The sequence below is a fragment of the Parachlamydia sp. genome (assembly GCF_050255895.1).
In the GTDB taxonomy this organism is placed as follows: domain Bacteria; phylum Chlamydiota; class Chlamydiia; order Chlamydiales; family Parachlamydiaceae; genus Parachlamydia; species Parachlamydia acanthamoebae.
Genome location: NZ_JBFWIR010000067.1, coordinates 1 through 17400, shown reverse-complemented (window position 1 = coordinate 17400; position 17400 = coordinate 1). Strand labels below are relative to the sequence as shown.

Genomic DNA, 17400 nt, shown 5'->3' with positions numbered 1-17400 from the left:
AATGTTATATAATATTCTTCAAAAAATAGGAAAAGGATAATTGATGAATGCTCTAGCTATTTCATTTGCCGCAGCTGCATTTGCGGCATTATCAAATTTATTTTTCCGAAAAAACACTTTGCATTCCCCTTATGCAAGTTCTAGTGGATTTTTAGTTTTATTTTATTTCATTTCTTTTGTTACCTCGATTGTTATCAATCCTTCAGTTTTACTTAGCGATATAAATTTTATTGTTGTCTTTATTGGTGGCTGCGTAGGAATGTTAAATATCGCATTAATGCATGTAACATCACGCGCATTAAAACATGGGCCTGCCGGTTTAACGTTTGCATTCCAAAATACTAGCGCTGTTTTTCCAGGGCTTTTACTTTTTTTGATGTTTGATCCCGTCTATGGATTTTCTTGTACTCCTCTGCAGCTTATCGGAATGTTTTTTGTGATCTGTGGTCTTTTCCTCGGAGCAAAAAAAGAATCCTCAGATTCCTCTAAAACTTCTCCTAAATGGTTTGTTTATGCAATTGGCTGCTTTGCTATCCAAATGTGTGCTCTAACTTTAATTCAAGGACGCTGTGTGCTATTCGATTGTGATAAGATCGGAGGATTTCTTTCAGCTTTTGCTGTTAATGAAAATGATGACAAATGGTTTATGCCTGCACAATTTGGAGTGGCCTTTTTATTGCAATCTGTGTTTTTTTTAACGGAAAAAAGAAGATTGAGTAAACCAGAATTAACATATGGCTTTTTAAGCGGAATCGCTAATTTTTCTTCTACATGCCTTCTTCTTTTGGCAACAAAATTTGCACTTCCGTTTGAAAAAAGCATGCTTTTTCCATGTTTTTCTGTGGGCACGCTTCTTTTATGCAATACCTGGGCAAAAAAACTCTATAAAGAGGACTTTAATTTGGCTTCGAATGCCATGTGCAGCTTGGGCGTTTTTATAGGTGTTCTCGCTTAATCGGGATATCGCCTCCTTTTCAACATTACCCCCTCAGAATTTTCATTTTTTCTATCTGTTTCCTATAAAATAAATCCAACAATTATTTTTTAATATTTTATAAAAAAATACATTGCCAAATGTGATGGTGTGTTAAAATACAAATAGTGACATCAATAAAAATAATTAATTATTTTCATTAGGTGACATAAATGCAAATAAACGAACCAAGTGGTGAAGACCACAAATGGATTTCGGCCTTCCCCTCTCAAAGAATTCTCTCCAATCAGATTGATCAATCAGATAAACAAGGAAGTCTCAAAATCCCCAAGCACTCCAAGGTAGCTCAAGTTAAAGTTGTTCTAGCCGATTCAGCATCCATTCGTCCTTTTTTAAAAACGATAGGATTCATGCTAGCTCACAAAGTGACCGTAGGCGAGACATCAAAAGCTTTTAAAGCCAAGGCAGTTCATTCGGTTTATGATATGGCGGAAATTTGGGCGAAACATTACTTTGGAAAAGATTTGATCGGGCATTCTCGTAATATCGGAGACCGCAAAGTTTTAGCAAAAAAAGAAGATTTTAAAGCGGCTAATGTGCTGCTTGATCAGTGCAAATCCCTCGTTCAGAATGAATCCATAAGAAATATTAAAATCGATCCCACTAAAAACCCTGAAGCATCCATTTCTGATGGAATTTGTGCTGGAATTCGCCTAGACATTGCAGAAAGGCTTTTAATTAAAAGGGAAAATTTAGCAGACATCATAGAAAGTAATCAAAAAGGAGCTACAGCGGAAGCTGCGGCAAATCAAGCGATTTACCAATTAGTCAGCGATGAAAACAAATTTTCTGCGGCAATTACCAACTTGTTCGATGATTTAAGGAATGCTTCTAAAAGTGGTATTGGAGATCCTCTTTTTCAGGTCGATTTTCAAGCGGTTGAATTTGCTTTACTCCAAGCAGATCAGGACTTGCGCTATTCAAATGAACCTTTTGAATATGTAGCAATCCATTCGCAAGATTTGCAAGAAGAAAATCCACAGACAAATCAGGAGTTTGCAAAATTAATCAGAGCTATTGTTGATGAAGCCATTCAACAGGCGCGCCGCAACGAAGATGAAGGAAAGTCCCAAACGGAGTGGGTGGACCGTCGAAATGGGCCCGATTCTCCTTGGACGATCCAAAAACCTTTGGAATTTCAGCAGGCTGTTTTAAATAAAATTAATGCGGACTATCAACAAAAACTGGAGGGAGCCCATCCTTTAGAAATAGCTGATTTAAACAAAAAAAGAGAAAAAGATATTGCTGAACTTAAGTGGGTTACTTCATTTTTGGAGTATAAGCAGGGCCTTTTAATTGAGTTAAAACAACAAAATACGACATCATCTTCTCCCATTCAAAAACTCACAAAATGGTGGAAATCTCTTCAAAATAAAGCCATTGAAATATTTGGCACCGCAAAACCACAAGCAATCCCTCAGTATTTTACGATATCAGACCCTTTCATAAGAAGAACCATGGAAATGGTCAATGCCGATCGTTCCGATGATGCCAAATACCATTTAGTGGCTCAAGCAAGGGGGCTAAAATTAAAATCTTTAAGAGACGTTTTGGGTCATCGCACGATGCATGCAACCGATGATTCGTATCTTCGGAATATCTCGAAATTAAAGGCTGGGACTTATTCAGTCAATTTTTTTACGGGTGATGGAGCCCATGCTCTTACTTATATAAAAATTAATGAACAAGAAGGATATCTTTTAGATCCTAATGGCTATCAAATTCGATGTAAAGACCCTGAACATACGATTCAGCAATTTCATAAGCTCTTAGCCCTTTATGAAGAGCCCGATACTCCTGGGATTTTTCAGATAAAAGGGCAACCAAATCATCAACTCGATTTTCAAGAATTTATCAATGCTTAAATATGTTAAAAATAGTGTTCTATGTTTTTTTAAGAAAATGGTAAAATTTAAAAAAAATATTTTGCTAAGGCTGACATTAATTTTTCGACCGTTGTATGATGCTGTAATCGCCCTTCCTTCGCCTTTTATTTGACATTCAAATTTAGCAGCAATTTCAATCCTTGGTAGAAATTTCGCCAAAATTCCTATATGAGGTTTAAATGAAGCACTTTTTAAGATAGGTTTTTTTATATTTTCATATTGATGAAAATACTTATCATAATTAGTACCTCATTTTGGGGTATATTCAGATAAGCTCTATTTTGTGAAATAAACAAAAAAGATATTGGAAGCTCCGTGAAAAATAAAAATTAAAATTGATTTTATTTAAAAAATTCGGGCTTTTATTCTACTTGCTTCTTTCGAGCTCAGATTCAATATTCAATTCCAGTTCTACCGTGAGAAATTCAAAATCCCTTGTTCTAGTCGTTTTTTTGAATTCATCCCATTTTTTTTGTGCAAACATCTGAATCTTTTGTATCTCTTCTGTTGGATTAGAATAGAGATTATTTTGTCTATGTGCAATTTCAGCTGTATCGCATGGAGATTGTATTGCCAAAACATACCGTACAAGATAGTTAGCAAGACTTTTATTATTTACATACACATTTTTTTTTCCTGCTTCGCAACCCCTATACTCCAGCTTTGTTGCAAAGCCTAGCAAAGATAGAAGTTTTGCAATCATACCGCGATAAATCTTAAATGAAGAGCCTTTCAAAAGAGCTCGGTGTAGATCTTTGTTCTCATGCAAAAAGTGGGATTTATTCCCAACGATATTACGGTAGGCTCTGTCGTTTAAAATTGTGATATAAGGTTCTATCATGTGATCTCCTTTTTTTTAAAAAATTCAACTATTTTTAAATATTTATCAAGATTTTTTTAGCAGGTATCGATTTGTTTAAAGAATCAAATAAAAAATGTTCTGAAACTTAAATTTATTACAAAAAAATATGTTAATGAAATAATCAGCTTATTAAGTAAGTATTTAAAACCTATACTTATCTCTCGGGAACATATTACTGATAAGCTAATTATTTAAATTTATGCTTTCCGAGTGCATTTTTTTCTTGATAATCATCTGAATTTAATAAAAAATACCAGGCTATCGAAATGTCCATATGGAGTCACATGATGCATAAAATTTTTGCCACTTTTCTTTTTCTATTTTCCTATTGCTCAGCTTTTGCTTCAGAAAATCCCACGAGTGTTACAGATACATCTTCTTATCGCGATTTTTGTTATTTAGCAGCTACAGATGACGAGGTTTTTCAGTCGTTTAAGCGAGAGCCTGTTTATCGGGGTGTACTGGAACACGTCTCCTACGAATTGGGAATTGAATATTTAAAAATTATTCAGGAACGCTATCCTGATCTCCTCCTTAATTGGGATAAGTTTTCAACAAATGATCTAATTGGATCCCCTATTGTTTGCTATTACCCTGAATTAGGAAATGTTTCTCCCAGTACGCTACGTTATGTGAAAATTTTGGGTGAAATTCGGTCTCTTTTTGGGGATTTATCGAATAAAAAAATTATTGAAATAGGTGGAGGATATGGGGGCCAGTGCAAAATTATCTCGGATCAGTTTGCCTTTAATGAATATGTGATTGTTGATCTTCCAGAACCTCTGCAGTTGACTAAAAAATATTTGTCAAATTTAGGAGTTAACCATGTCAGACTTGTTCCTCCTACAGAAATACAAGAAGAAGAATGTGATTTATTTATTAGTAACTATGCCTTTTCAGAATGCCAGAGAAGTATGCAAGCTGAATATTTAGAAAAATATATTTTAAAATCATCCGCCGGTTATATGATTCACAATAATTATCGGGAAATTATGGAACCGAAATCCTTTTCAATTATGGAGATATATACCCAACTAAAGATGAAGGGTTATAAAGTCAGATTTTATCCAGAAGAACCTTGCACTGCAAATCGCAATATTCTCATTACTTGGACTAAATAACAGGGGTAGCTATGCTGAAAATGCTTTTTCCAAAAAAGCTTGTTAAAATATGTTTTTATATTTTTTTGTTTGCATTTTTGATTGCTGGGATAAAAAAAACATCTAAAATGATTCCCCAGTACATCCCTCTGCCTCTCGTAGCAGGGCTTGAGAAAAGGATGGAACCATCCGACCTTTCGAAGGCAGGACTAATTAAGCTAAGTGATCAAGAACTTGGCTATTTAAATCAATGGATTGTGGATCATCCTCTTCCCCTGTTTTGCGGAAAAAAAGTAGTGACTACACCCTCTGAACTAGAATGGGTGTACACGTCTCGAAGTTTAAAAAACACGCCCTCTCAAAGTTATTTCTTGAGCGTGGGCGCGATCATTCAAAACGAGGCAAGCTATTTAAAAGAGTGGATCGAATACCATAAACTATTGGGTGTTCAGCACTTTTGGATTTATAATCATTTAAGCACAGACCATTATCTAGATGTTCTTGAACCCTACATCCGTTCTGGAGAAGTTGAATTAATTGAGTGGACAGTAAAAAAATATCCTGCGTGCCAATTAACAGCCTATGAGGATTGCATTAAGCAAGCTCAAGATCAAACAGAGTGGTTGGCACTAATTGATGTGGATGAATTTTTAGTTCCTCATCAGCACACCTCCATGCAGGAATTTTTAGGAGAGTTTGATCAATTTAGCCAAATCTTAATCAATTGGCAACTTTTTGGAACTTCTAACATTCAATCTCTTCCAAAAAATGCTTTATTGACAGAGCATTTAACCTATAAATTTCCTACAGACTTTGTGGATCAAAAGTGGAATGGAAATCAATATGTTAAGGCTATTGTAAAACCTTCTCATGTTGCATTTCCCGTAACAAGTTCCCACTATTACAATTTAAAACCTAATTACTTAACAGTAAATGGTTTAAAGCAGATTGTTTCCCCCAATACGACAGTTCCTGAAATCCATGTCGAAAACATTCAACTAAATCATTATTGGTTTAGGACGTTGGATTTCTTCTACGACGTAAAAGTTGGAAGACGTCAAGGTGTGGGAGAAAAATATCCCCCGGAAATGGTGGAATGGCTTTTAAAAATGGGTCAATCAGAACAAGACTTTAGCATTCAACGTTTTATTCCTAAACTTAAAGAGGCTTTATGAATATCCTTAAACAACTGTTTTTACTTGGGAGTATTTTTTGCTCATTTTGCCTTCAAGCGGCAACCCCTTACATAGTCCCCGTTATGACAGGGCAGCTTGGCAATCAATTATTTCAAATCGCTGCAGCAACAAGCTTAGCCCTTGATCATAACGCAAAAGTTACAGTCCCAGATCTGAAAAATTTAAAAACCTGGGGAATCCCGACAAATCGTCAATTAGTCTTATGGAGGATTGACACAACAGAGCCCAAAGTTGCCCTAACGTCTTTTACAGAGGCTAGCTTTGCTTATGCTCCGATTCCCTATAAGCCGAATATGAAGCTCAACGGTTATTTTCAATCCGAAAAGTACTTTGAAAAGCACAAAGATGAAATTATCAAATTGTTTGCCCCGATGGAAACAATCGAAAATGATTTAAAAAACCGCTATACAGATGTAGTGGATCATCCTTGCTCGATCTCGATTCATATTCGAACTTATATGGATAGCGATCCAAAACATCTCTATTATTATTTAAATGGAAGGGCCTATGTTGAAGAAGCACTGTCTTTCTTTCCCGAAGATGCTTATTGCGTCGTTTTCTCGGATAATATTGAGTGGTGTAAAAAAGAATTAGCTGGAATTCGCCCAAATTTACGTTTCATAGAAGGCGAATCCCACATTAATGATTTTTATTTAATGTCATTTTGCAAACACAATATTATTTCAAATTCTAGTTTTTCTTGGTGGTCAGCTTACTTAAATCAAAATCCTTATAAGGTTGTCATCGCACCTAAAAAGTGGTTTACACCTCGAGTCGGCCATGATACACGCGATTTGATTCCAAATAGCTGGATCACAATTGACTATTAGACCTGCTGCTTGCGGAAGAGATGGCTATTTCTTCCGCATTTCTTCTTAATTTATCTATTTCTCATTTTCCATTATTTACCTTTATCTTTGTTTAGGTTTTTTGTTAAACTCTATGCAAAAATAACAATCATTTTTAATTTTAAGGAAAAAAATGGATAATCCAACAACCTGCATGGCGATTGTTTTTATTATTGGATATTTATTTATTATTTTTGAACATCCCATTGGATTGAATAAAGCGACCACAGCCCTTATGATGGGTGTGATTTGTTGGATTTTTCAATTTGCAAATGCTGCTTTTACTCCAGAAGAAAATATGCAGTATTTAGGTTTACATCTTTCCGATATTAGCCAAGTGATTGTTTTCTTACTTGGTGCGCTCATCATCGTCGAAATTTTAAATGCACATCAAGGATTTGACATTCTTTTACGGTTTTTTCGAACCCTTTCCAAACGCAAAATATTATGGGGAATTGGTCTCGTTACATTTTTTCTTTCCTCGATTTTAGACAATTTGACAGCAACAATTGTCATGGTGTCCATCCTACAAAAGCTAATTCGGGATCCAAAAGACCGTCTTTTAATTGGTGGTGGAATTGTAATTGCGGCCAATACTGGAGGCGTATGGACTCCTATTGGAGATGTAACAACGACAATGCTTTGGATTGGTGGTCAAATTTCGACAGTGCAAACAATTCAAACTCTTTTTGTTCCTAGTTTTATTTCATTTATCATGTCTTTCCTTTGTTTAACTTTCTTTGTAAAAGGAAATATTGAACAGCCTCCTTCTATTGAAAATAAGCAGATGACGTCCCTCTCTCTTGCTGTTTTAATTTTAGGACTTGGGAGTTTAGTTCTCGTTCCCATTTTTAAAGTTGTCACAGGCTTACCACCTTTTATGGGAATGATTTTTGGACTGAGTCTATTATGGACTTTTACTGATTTCATTTATCGCAAAGAACAGAATCATCCTTTAAAAGCTGTCGAGATTGCTTCAAAAATCGACTTATCTGGTCCTTTATTTTTTTTAGGTATACTACTAACTGTAAATGCCCTAGAAACATCTCATCTTCTGACTTCATTAGCTCATTGGCTAGACAGCTATTTTCATTCGACAGCAATTATTGCTACTTTAATCGGGATCGCCTCTTCATTAGTTGATAATATCCCCTTAGTTGCAGCCACTATGGGAATGTACGACATGGCTCAGTATCCTATGGATTCTTCATTTTGGCAACTCATTGCCTATTGTGCTGGAACAGGAGGAAGTTTGCTCATTATTGGCTCAGCAGCTGGTGTTATCTTAATGGCAATGGAACGGGTAAGTTTTTCCTCTTATTTAAAATATATAACGATACCTGCGTTTATCGGATATATATCTGGCATTTTTACTTACTTTTTAATTTCTTAAATGTACTATTAATTTTAAATTTGTTAAATTAAAATTATAAAATCAATTAACAAGTAAGAGGTGATTTATGGGTACAGCACTTATTGTCATTCTTGCCATTATAGCATTTTTAGCTCTATGGGGTATCGGAATCTACAACCGCCTAGTAGGCTTGCGTAACCAAGTAAAAAATGCTTGGAGTCAAATAGATGTTCAATTGCAACGTCGATATGACCTCATTCCAAACCTAGTTGAAAGTGTCAAAGGCTATATGGGTTACGAAAAAGGAACTCTAGAGTCAGTGATTCAAGCGCGTAACACAGCAGCGGCGGCTAGAGAAGCTGTTGAAAAAAGTGGCGGTCCTACCGGGGGTGGTTCAATTAAGCAACTTCTCGGGGCCGAAACAGCTTTAAAAGGAGCTCTGGGAAATTTCTTTGCCTTAGCTGAAAACTATCCACAACTTCGCGCTAGCGAAAATATGCAACAACTTCAAGAAGAACTAAGCTCTACAGAAAATAAAGTTGCCTTCGCTAGACAGTCTTATAACGATCAAGCCATGCTTTACAACACAACACAGCAAGAATTTCCTGCAGTGCTTTTTGCTGCAATTTTTGGACACCACCCTGCTGAACTTTATGAAGTTCAAGATGCTGAAGCGAAAAAAGCAGTTAAAGTCTCTTTCTAATAAGGGGATTTAAAGATGAATTTCTGGGAAGCACAACGTCGCGCTAAATCTAGAACATCGCTTTATGTTGCAATATTTGTGGCTTTAACACTCATTGTTGCAGCATTAAGTGAATGGGCTTTTCGTACGTTTTCTCCCGAAACATACGACTCTTCTGTTCCGATATTGGGACTGCTTTTTATACTTGTTACCTTCAGTGTAGCAGGCTATCAATATCTCATGTTTAAAAGCTTTGGTGGAGGCTATGTGGCCGAATCCATGGGAGCCTGGCGCATTGATCCTAAAACAAACAATCCTAAAGAAAGACAACTCTTAAATATTGTTGAAGAGATGGCTTTAGCAGCCTCTCTGCCAATTCCTGCCGTCTATGTTTTACATGCCAAACCCATTAATGCATTTGCTGCAGGACTAACCTCCGACAACTCTGCTATTACGATTACAGATGGTGCGCTTCAAACGCTGCACCGTGATGAAATTCAGGGCGTCATCGCCCATGAATTTGGTCATATCTATAATGGCGATATGAAAATTAGCTTACGCCTTGCAGCCATGGTCATGGGATTTTTCTTTGTCTTATATATAGGCATGCGCTTGCTATATCTTTCTGGAAGTATAAATCCGAGAGAAAGAAATGGGGATGGAAGAGGTGGTAATCCCATCGCGATAGCCGCCATCATTTTTCTTTTTGCTGGAATTTTTACATGGATATTTGGTTCCATTTTAAAGGCCGCTGTTAGCCGTGAAAGGGAATATCTAGCTGATGCTTGCGCTGTCCAGTTCACTCGAAATCCAGACGGAATTTCAAATGCCTTAAAAAAAATCATGAGTGAACAGTATACGGCCATGCCAGAACGAGGAATGGCCTATTCCCATCTTTATTTAGACAATCACGCCGGATTAAGCTCCCTTTTTGCAACCCATCCCCCTCTTGAAAAAAGAATTGAAGCAATCGAAGGACGTACTTACATGCCAGAAGAATGGAAGGAAGATTTAGATACCGCAAACAAAAAAGCACATTTGGCTTCAAAGAGCTAATTGGTGGCAGGCATACAAACTTGCGACCCTCTAGAATTTCTTTTCATTCATTTTTAAAAATCGCAATAAATGCTTTTTTTTGTTTTTTCAGCGCCCTTCACCTAAGAAGGACCAAAGCATATTACTTAAACTCATTATCTTTAGCAAGATAAGGTGATTCTCGGCCATTTTGGATCATTGCATAAAGATCAAATATTTAGAGTACTTATTGTTAGCTTGAAAAATTCAAGTAGAGACCAAATAAGAATTAGCTGCGATTTGAGTTTCATTTTGAATTGATTAAATACATACCTGGTAAGATTTAGGAGGGATATTTTCTAGAAGTCTATCAAATTGTAGAAGCGTTGTAATCCTTGCATGTATTTGAATTTATAAAAGATTATGTCGCAAGATATAAAGCGCTTCTAATTAGAAATATTACTACAAATAAATTAATTAAATTTGGATGGTAATCAGGAGATGAGAGAACATAAAATCGGAAGAAGTAAAAGAATGAATTCTTTTACTTCTTCCGATTGTTTTTATTGTCTTTGAATTTTCACATGTTCAAAATACTTATAGCGATCGACAAAAGCTGTCGCAATATTTGCAACGGCTTTAGATACTTGGGCCTGAGCATCAAACAAAGGAATAATGACAATACTTTGCTTTTCCCAAGTAATTGCTTGTAGCTGGGTATCTTTATCTAGAAAAACTCGAGTAATTTGAACATTTTCAAACAAGCGCCCTTCACAAAAAACAGCAAGAGCTCCTTCATGGGGATAAAGCATCACCAGAATATGGAAAAAGGGAAGCGGATTTGAGGTTTCTCCAGGACGCATAATGGGAGCTAAATTCCCTTTCTCAAAAATTTCGGCAACAATCTTTTTAAGAGACTCTTCAGAAACCGCAGCGGTAAAGTTTGCTGGTTTTATAACTTCAATTGAAATCCCAATTTTATCAGTTAAATTGTATAAGTGGTCGCTTCCGGCCCATACTCCATCTTTCAAAGCAATAACACCAGGTGAAGTGTAGAGAATATCACTTGTCCCCATGGGTTTAGCTGGAGGTTTTTCTTGAACTCTTTTAAAAGGAGTTTGCTTTGGTGGAGTTGTTGCGGGTTTACCTGGTGTACCACCCGGTGTCGGAGGGTTTGGGAAAGAGCTGGTGTTTCCAAAAGAACTACCCGAAGAAGAAGACCCTGGTGCTGACGAGCTTGTCGCACCATAGGCAAAACTTCCAACCAAAGTTGTAAGTAGAAAGGTGGCGTAAACAAAAGATTTTTGATTTATCATGAATCGTCCGTATGTTTCACTTATTGTCTAAGGTTTTTTTTTCGTTCAATAACTGAAAAGAGTGAACGAAATAATCAAATTCTGTTGGCGCATTGCTCAATTTTTTTGATACGCAGGTTAAAACATAAAGTATTTTATCTACAATAAATGCTTTAGCTTGGATCTCAGCTTCGCCATTTTGAATCGTAAAATCTAAAGACTGTCGATCTTGAAAAAAACCATTTTCCATAGTCTTTAAGACGTTTTTTGTACTTGCATTTACCATGTTATTCATGACTGAGGTGAGTAACGAAGCTTGTTCATCGGGAGTATCCACTTCATTAAAAGTGATTAGGCTAATCATGTAAACGTCGCCGATTTCATTTTCGGCGACGTACATGTCATATTCACGAACTTCTTTCGTTTTTGGGTCGACTAATTTCTCAGTGGCATGTTGAGGTTGTTTAGGAAACTTGACTTCAAACTTCCCTGAAGGTGATCTAAAATTCAACCAAGGCGTTTTTGGCCCAGCAGCGCTAACTTCTTTTGTAACAGGAAGAATTTTGTAAGAATCTTTAGCATAATCCACAAAAAGATACGTCATTGCGACAGCAGCTAGAATTACCAGTAAAAAGATCATTCTTGACATTTGTATTTCCTTAAGTTGACCAATCGGATAACATTTACACTTAGTTAAATTTTTATATAGATACACTCACGTATTTATACAATAAAAATCTCGGGCATTCCTTTAAAAGTTAGCTTGTATGAGAAAAACTTAAATGTGTATGTCTTGAATATTCATATTCTAAAGTCAAAGGGATTTGATCTGTTTCATCTCTAGCCCCAAAAAACTGAATAGGCCCTGGATCGCAATATAAATCTTCTAAAATCCACTTATCCCTTTCTTGAGAAAAAATTGCAAACGGTTTGCCCTGCAAGTTAACAAGGGATTTTTGAATCACAGGTTTTAACTCCCCGTTTCTTTCTTCCATCCCCATCATTTTAATCAAGGGCGTTGCTCCAATTCCCCATTGCTCAACGGGTAAGCTTAAATCGGTTACACAACTCATATAACCCGTTAGTTTGGCATTCACAAGTAAAGCTGCGACATGTCCTAATGCATAACAATATTGGCTATCAAAATTGGAAGGCAAACATGATCGACCTTCATAGCCATAAAAAAGCGGTTGTGCACTGAAGTTTCCGACATATGTGCCAGTTTTTTTGCGTTGAGCTAAGGCTTGACTCACAAGGGCAATTAATAATCTTTCAGTTTCAATTTTCGCCACTTGCACATTGCCGTGGGGATCGCGTCCCATCAGTAATTGAAGTTGAATATCTTGTGTTAATAGAGAAAAACACTCTTGAGAAGGAATGCTCAATTTTTTGATGATGTATTCAATTTTATCGCTTGCTTTTGGTCTAGCTTCGATTTCTTTTAAATGAGGCAAAGAGCTAGCTAAAAGAGTATTTAGTTCTTGAATCAGTGTCTTAACTTCTGGAATAAATTCAATCAATCCCTCAGGAATTAAAATCACTCCGTAATTTTTCTTTTTTTCTGCTCGCAGACAAATCATATCGGTAATTTGTCGAACAATATCCTTCAATGTTTTTTGCTGCGCAGCGATCTCTTCACCTATAAATGTCAAATTAGGATGCGTTTGAAGAGCACACTCCAAGGTAATGTGAGAAGCAGATCTTCCCATCAACTTAATGAAAAAGTAATACTTTTTAGCGGATAAGCAATCTGTGAGAATACTTCCAATTGTCTGTGAAAAGGTTTTACAAGCAGTATCAAATCCAAAAGAGACTTCAATTGATTCATTTTTTAGGTCTCCATCGATTGTTTTAGGAATGCCTACAACACATGTTTTACATCCTTTAGCTAAAAAATATTCAGCTAAAAAGGCTGCATTTGTGTTGGAATCATCCCCTCCAATGATAAGCAGTCCATCGAGATGTAATCCTTGCACGGCTTTCAGAGCTGCTTGGAATTGATCAGGCGATTCGATTTTGGTACGTCCGGATCCTATGAGATCAAATCCACCCAAATTTCTGAAGTTTTTCAAAATTTCGGCTGTAATTTCCATGGATTGATTATTGATAATTCCTGCTGGACCATTTAAAAAGCCAAAAACCTTGCTTTCAGGATTTAGCAGTTTTAATGCATCAAATAGACCGCTAATGACATTGTGTCCTCCAGAAGCTTGACCGCCAGAAAATACAACCCCGACGTTAAGGGGTCGATGAGTTTTATTCTCCCCTTCTACAAATCGCAGTAGTTGTTGATCAATTGTCTTGGAAAAAAGTTGAACGACGGGAAGAGGAAGTTCATTTTCATGGTTTTCGGCTTCAAAAAGAGGAACAAGACGCGTTAAAGAACGCAAAATTTCTGGCAATCTAGGCAAATAAGCTAAACGTCGTTTTTGTAATGAGCTATGAATCCGCATTAAAAACACCTCGGCAAAGTTAAAGGGTTCGTTTAAACCATGTCAGCGTCTCTTCGATTGCCAAACGCTGCTCTTCAGTATGTGAAAAATCATGATCACTATTTGGAAGTTCAATAAATTTTGATTCAGCTTGGATATTTTCCCGATTTTTACGATAGCCTTGCGCATGGGAATCCGCAATAATCACATCGTTTTTCCCTTGAATATGCATTAAAGGAACCTGATTAAGATTTAAAAGCTCTTTATCCAAACACATTTGAAACAATTGTTCATAAAAAGTAAAGCTAGCCTTTTTCCCATTGACACGCATAAGTTCTTCTTTTTGGTGAGGATCCTTTACTTTTTGTAAAATTTTCCATTTCTCTTTCCAATCTTCAGCAGTAAACAAGGGGGCCCATAAACAAATTGTTTTGAAAGCGTTAGTATGGCTGGCTAATAGGACTGCAAGGGCTCCTCCTAATGATCTTCCAAGCACACCTAATCGATTCTGATCAATACATGTATCTTGCTGTAAAAAATCCAGGGAAGCCTTTGCGTCGCTCAACAAATTTTCAAAAGTGACTTCATTAAAATTCCCCTCACTATCTCCGCAGCCTCGAAAATCGATACGAAGAGTAGCGATACCTTCCTTTGCTAAAAGCTGTGCTAAAATGAGGTAGAGATGATTGCGGCCAAGTTTATCGCCGCCAAATCCATGGCAAATAAGAATCGCTGGATACGGTGGAGAGATTAAAGGGCGGTGCAAGATGCCAAATAACTTATTTTCATCATTTGTTAGGACAACAGCTTCGCGTGTTTCTGTCTTTTTCATAGAATCCCATGACTTACATTGATTGAATCAGTTTTAGCACGCTAGAAGGTTTACAGCAAGAATACTTGTCTCTATGTCATTTTTTAGTTGCCAAAATTCAAATTTGTCAAAAAGATCATATATGCCTACATGCATGTAAATTTTAGCCATTCTCATAAGGATTTAAATGGACGATAGCCCCCTCATTAATCAAACAAGCTATATCTTTGCTGGAATCATGTTGATTTTTAGTTTTTATTTATTTTACAACGACACGCAGCTCTTTTGGAAAAGTCTGTTCGCAGCTTTACTGGCAGCTTTCTTATTTTGGTTCAGCTATGTCCTTGTACGATGGTTATTTCTTGCTTTAAAAAGATAAAGGAAATGAAATATGAAAAAATTTGGTACTTTTGCAAAAGTCATTTTATGCCTACTTTGCTTATCCGGTCCACAATTATTTGCGGAAGATGCAGGGGTTGGATTACAACTAAAAAAGACGTTTGAGCAGCTTAGTTCACATTCTAAGTTATCCCCTGAAGAAAAAACATTTTTTTTAGCAAAAAAGGCTGCCGAACTCGATTGCCCTTTTGAACGAATTCCGACCCACCAATCATCCACCGTCTTTCAATATTTTTACAATGACAATTGGAATCTCTTAGACACTTGGCACGATACTTATTATCTCCAGTTGGATAATGAGTCTATGGCATCGTTCGACGAAATTGCAGATGACCCCTTCATCATGCTTCGAACCAAAGTTGGAGGGCCCTTTGCGTTTTTTAATCTTGCGGATTCATGGAATAATCTCGCCCATTTCAAAATCATTGAACATCATGATTGGCCTTGTCTTCCAGATGGATGGGAGAAAGTTAATTTAGCTTCATTGGAAGGACTAGAAAACAGCTCATCTCCTTCTTCTGTGGAAATTATTGATTTCGACAAACTTTTTTTGCTTTCAACAAATGATTGCGACGCGATTTGGTGGCAAATAACGTCTGATAAAAATTTCGACACCTTAATACCCAACCTAAATCAGGTTCAACTATCCAATGAAACCATTCAGCTCGATCCAATTTGTCAGACCTTCTTAAATTCTAATCAAGAATATTTCATTCGGGTAAAAGGTCTTCAAAATGGTTCTTGGTGTGAATGGAGCATCCCATTTACCTTTCAAGTCATCAAACCTCAACAGGTCCGAAATATTGAGTTTTCTAAAATTGATGAAGATCGCTATGAGTTAAGTTGGGAAGCTGATCAGAATCCTTCAACTAGTTACTGGATTTTTGGATCTAATGCCTTGGATTTTCTTCCTCCGATTTATGGTCAGACAGAGCAAGATATCGATTATACATTCTTTGTGTCAGATCAATGCTCAACAGAAATCAATCCGAAGTATGCCTTTTACCGTATTATTGCTGAACGAGACGGTACTTATGCAGTTCCTTCAGAAATTGTCCGTGTTTACGATTTTGGAATGTACCATCCCAGAACACTTTTGCAAGTTGATAACCATAATGGAGTTCTTGATCGAAAGAATTTACATTCAAGCTTTGACGCCCTCTCAGACATAGCTTTCGAAAAGTCTAAACAAGGTGCAAAATATCAGAAGCCACCGCATATTTCAGATCAGGTTTGGCAAACAGTCTCTCCCTATTTGCTTCCTGAAAATCACCCCTTAAGAGGTTCTCTAGATCGTATTTTTTCTAAATCAAGAGCCTTAGCTGATACAAGATCTTTAAAAAAAGCCGGTTTTTATTGGACCAAAAAAGGAAGTTATAGTCCGATTTATCCAACTAGGCATAAAAAAATTAAAGGGTACTTCATCAAAATTATGACAGATGCACAGGAAAATGAAGATTGGAAAAATTGGGTGCATCGTATTCAAGGAGCACAAGACACGCAAAAAGCCATTAATGAGTTTGGTTGTCAATCACTTTTAAAAGTTCCCAAAAAGTATATCTATCCCCTCCCTACATATCCATCACCAGGTCCTGGATGCAAGAAAAGAAAAAATTTTGTTCTACTTTCAGAAGATATGAAGCTTGTTGAAAGAGATAAAAACAAGCAATTATTTCGAAAAAAAATGACAAAAGCGCATCTGAATGCAATCTATAAAGTTGTGACAAAAGTGGGCTTAAAAGACTCTCTTTATTACAACAACATTCCTTGGGCCAAGGACGGTCGTTTAGCTTTTGTCGACACCGAACATCACCATGTTTGGCCCGTATTTTATAAACGATTTTTCAAATTATTATCACCCGAAATGCTTGCCCATTGGAAAGCTTTGCTCCAACATAATGGACCTAATTTTTAATAGATTTTAAATTTTATGATTGCAAAAATATTCAAATCGGATGTTTGCTTAGAAATAATTGAAAGTTGATAGCCCTTTTGCAAACTAATACAAGGAGGATTGCAATGCAAGCTACATCATTTTCGACTACAACGCATCCAATTTATCAAGATGTTTCAGTCGAGGTATCTACCGCGACTGAAACATCCACCCATAGTGATCATCCAAAAGCTTTGAAAAAAATAGCTAAGTATGTTTCTAAGCACTCTCAAGGTATTGTGAATGCCGAAGAAACGATGAATAAAATTTCAGAAATTCTTCTGAAAAATGGCTGTATAAGCTCTCAAACGCATGAAATTCAGGAAGATCACAAACGACATCGCACAACATTGAATATTGAAAAATTCAGCAAAAAATTACAGGAACACATCAATGAATTAAATGTGTTCGACATCAACCGTCAGGGTGATATTTATGAGAGGCTCAATCATCGAAATGCCTATATCTATACTTCACTAAATACGCTTATTAAGCACTATGCCCGCAATTTGCTCACTAAGAGTGTTCTTGCCAAGCTTGAATTTGCAACTTGGCATACGAGATCTATTGGGATTCAATTATATAATCTTAAAT

General features: G+C 36.5%; 16 protein-coding genes. 11 read left to right on the top strand and 5 right to left on the bottom strand.

From position 1 onward, the window contains the following. Window positions 1–43: 43 nt before the first annotated feature. A complete protein-coding gene (locus tag AB7E63_RS11055; protein WP_006340805.1) occupies window positions 44–955 on the top strand; it encodes a hypothetical protein in 912 nt (303 codons plus the stop codon). Between the two features lie 191 nt (window positions 956–1146). Then, window positions 1147–2859, top strand: a complete 1713-nt coding sequence (locus tag AB7E63_RS11050; RefSeq protein WP_006340806.1) for a hypothetical protein — start codon at window positions 1147–1149, stop codon at window positions 2857–2859. Window positions 2860–3247: 388 nt separating this feature from the next. On the opposite strand, the gene AB7E63_RS11045 is transcribed toward AB7E63_RS11050, so the two are convergent. Beyond that, complete coding sequence (locus AB7E63_RS11045; RefSeq protein WP_006340807.1) at window positions 3248–3721, bottom strand: hypothetical protein; 474 nt, start codon at window positions 3719–3721, stop codon at window positions 3248–3250. Window positions 3722–4026: 305 nt separating this feature from the next. Here AB7E63_RS11045 and AB7E63_RS11040 point away from each other — a divergent pair, with 305 nt between their 5' ends. The 6 genes from AB7E63_RS11040 (at window position 4027) to AB7E63_RS11015 (ending at window position 9978) form a co-directional block, all read left to right on the top strand. Continuing rightward, window positions 4027–4863, top strand: coding sequence for a putative sugar O-methyltransferase (locus AB7E63_RS11040; protein ID WP_006340808.1), 837 nt, complete (start codon window positions 4027–4029; stop codon window positions 4861–4863). An 11-nt stretch (window positions 4864–4874) separates the two neighbouring features. After that, window positions 4875–6017 (top strand): glycosyltransferase family 92 protein, encoded by a 1143-nt coding sequence (locus AB7E63_RS11035; RefSeq protein WP_006340809.1) that lies wholly within the window; start codon window positions 4875–4877, stop codon window positions 6015–6017. After that, window positions 6014–6868: an alpha-1,2-fucosyltransferase gene (locus tag AB7E63_RS11030; RefSeq protein WP_059358908.1), complete on the top strand. Its 855-nt coding sequence runs from the start codon at window positions 6014–6016 to the stop codon at window positions 6866–6868. Before AB7E63_RS11035 ends, AB7E63_RS11030 begins: the two co-directional genes overlap by 4 nt. A 151-nt stretch (window positions 6869–7019) precedes the next feature. Then, on the top strand, window positions 7020–8279 hold the full coding sequence (nhaD, locus tag AB7E63_RS11025; protein ID WP_059358910.1) for a sodium:proton antiporter NhaD: 1260 nt from the start codon (window positions 7020–7022) through the stop codon (window positions 8277–8279). 67 nt (window positions 8280–8346) lie between these two features. Then, a complete protein-coding gene (locus AB7E63_RS11020) occupies window positions 8347–8943 on the top strand; it encodes a LemA family protein (protein WP_006340812.1) in 597 nt (198 codons plus the stop codon). Window positions 8944–8958: 15 nt separating this feature from the next. Next, complete coding sequence (locus tag AB7E63_RS11015) at window positions 8959–9978, top strand: M48 family metallopeptidase (protein WP_059358912.1); 1020 nt, start codon at window positions 8959–8961, stop codon at window positions 9976–9978. 521 nt (window positions 9979–10499) lie between these two features. Here the strand turns inward: AB7E63_RS11015 and AB7E63_RS11010 are convergent. From AB7E63_RS11010 to AB7E63_RS10995, 4 genes are all read right to left on the bottom strand, one after another. Then, a complete protein-coding gene (locus AB7E63_RS11010) occupies window positions 10500–11252 on the bottom strand; it encodes a hypothetical protein (RefSeq protein WP_059358914.1) in 753 nt (250 codons plus the stop codon). A 16-nt stretch (window positions 11253–11268) separates the two neighbouring features. Next, window positions 11269–11880: a hypothetical protein gene (locus AB7E63_RS11005; RefSeq protein ID WP_059358916.1), complete on the bottom strand. Its 612-nt coding sequence runs from the start codon at window positions 11878–11880 to the stop codon at window positions 11269–11271. A 109-nt stretch (window positions 11881–11989) separates the two neighbouring features. Next, on the bottom strand, window positions 11990–13684 hold the full coding sequence (locus AB7E63_RS11000; protein ID WP_013924907.1) for a diphosphate--fructose-6-phosphate 1-phosphotransferase: 1695 nt from the start codon (window positions 13682–13684) through the stop codon (window positions 11990–11992). 19 nt (window positions 13685–13703) lie between these two features. Then, window positions 13704–14495 carry an alpha/beta hydrolase family protein gene (locus AB7E63_RS10995; RefSeq protein ID WP_006340818.1) on the bottom strand — a complete coding sequence of 264 codons (792 nt, stop codon included), beginning with the start codon at window positions 14493–14495 and terminating at the stop codon, window positions 13704–13706. Window positions 14496–14661: 166 nt separating this feature from the next. Between AB7E63_RS10995 and AB7E63_RS10990 the strand changes: the two genes are divergently transcribed. The 3 genes from AB7E63_RS10990 to AB7E63_RS10980 form a co-directional block, all read left to right on the top strand. Beyond that, window positions 14662–14853, top strand: a complete 192-nt coding sequence (locus tag AB7E63_RS10990; protein ID WP_006340820.1) for a hypothetical protein — start codon at window positions 14662–14664, stop codon at window positions 14851–14853. Between the two features lie 12 nt (window positions 14854–14865). Next, entirely contained in the window at window positions 14866–16788 is a 1923-nt protein-coding gene (locus tag AB7E63_RS10985) for a hypothetical protein (RefSeq protein ID WP_006340821.1), read from the top strand. Window positions 16789–16892: 104 nt separating this feature from the next. After that, the coding region (locus AB7E63_RS10980; protein WP_428419505.1) for a hypothetical protein at window positions 16893–17400 on the top strand (508 nt) is incomplete at its 3' end.

Excerpts from the sequence above, each read along its gene's own strand:
- AB7E63_RS11055 (WP_006340805.1), top strand. The coding sequence starts at position 44 with ATGAATGCTCTAGCTATTTCATTTGCCGCAGCTGCATTTGCGGCATTA.
- AB7E63_RS11030 (WP_059358908.1), top strand. The coding sequence starts at position 6,014 with ATGAATATCCTTAAACAACTGTTTTTACTTGGGAGTATTTTTTGCTCA.
- AB7E63_RS11020 (WP_006340812.1), top strand. The coding sequence starts at position 8,347 with ATGGGTACAGCACTTATTGTCATTCTTGCCATTATAGCATTTTTAGCT.
- AB7E63_RS11005 (WP_059358916.1), bottom strand. The coding sequence starts at position 11,880 with ATGTCAAGAATGATCTTTTTACTGGTAATTCTAGCTGCTGTCGCAATG.
- AB7E63_RS11010 (WP_059358914.1), bottom strand. The coding sequence starts at position 11,252 with ATGATAAATCAAAAATCTTTTGTTTACGCCACCTTTCTACTTACAACT.
- AB7E63_RS10995 (WP_006340818.1), bottom strand. The coding sequence starts at position 14,495 with ATGAAAAAGACAGAAACACGCGAAGCTGTTGTCCTAACAAATGATGAA.
- AB7E63_RS11040 (WP_006340808.1), top strand. The coding sequence starts at position 4,027 with ATGATGCATAAAATTTTTGCCACTTTTCTTTTTCTATTTTCCTATTGC.
- AB7E63_RS11015 (WP_059358912.1), top strand. The coding sequence starts at position 8,959 with ATGAATTTCTGGGAAGCACAACGTCGCGCTAAATCTAGAACATCGCTT.
- AB7E63_RS11045 (WP_006340807.1), bottom strand. The coding sequence starts at position 3,721 with ATGATAGAACCTTATATCACAATTTTAAACGACAGAGCCTACCGTAAT.
- AB7E63_RS10990 (WP_006340820.1), top strand. The coding sequence starts at position 14,662 with ATGGACGATAGCCCCCTCATTAATCAAACAAGCTATATCTTTGCTGGA.
- AB7E63_RS11050 (WP_006340806.1), top strand. The coding sequence starts at position 1,147 with ATGCAAATAAACGAACCAAGTGGTGAAGACCACAAATGGATTTCGGCC.
- nhaD (WP_059358910.1), top strand. The coding sequence starts at position 7,020 with ATGGATAATCCAACAACCTGCATGGCGATTGTTTTTATTATTGGATAT.
- AB7E63_RS10985 (WP_006340821.1), top strand. The coding sequence starts at position 14,866 with ATGAAAAAATTTGGTACTTTTGCAAAAGTCATTTTATGCCTACTTTGC.
- AB7E63_RS11035 (WP_006340809.1), top strand. The coding sequence starts at position 4,875 with ATGCTGAAAATGCTTTTTCCAAAAAAGCTTGTTAAAATATGTTTTTAT.
- AB7E63_RS11000 (WP_013924907.1), bottom strand. The coding sequence starts at position 13,684 with ATGCGGATTCATAGCTCATTACAAAAACGACGTTTAGCTTATTTGCCT.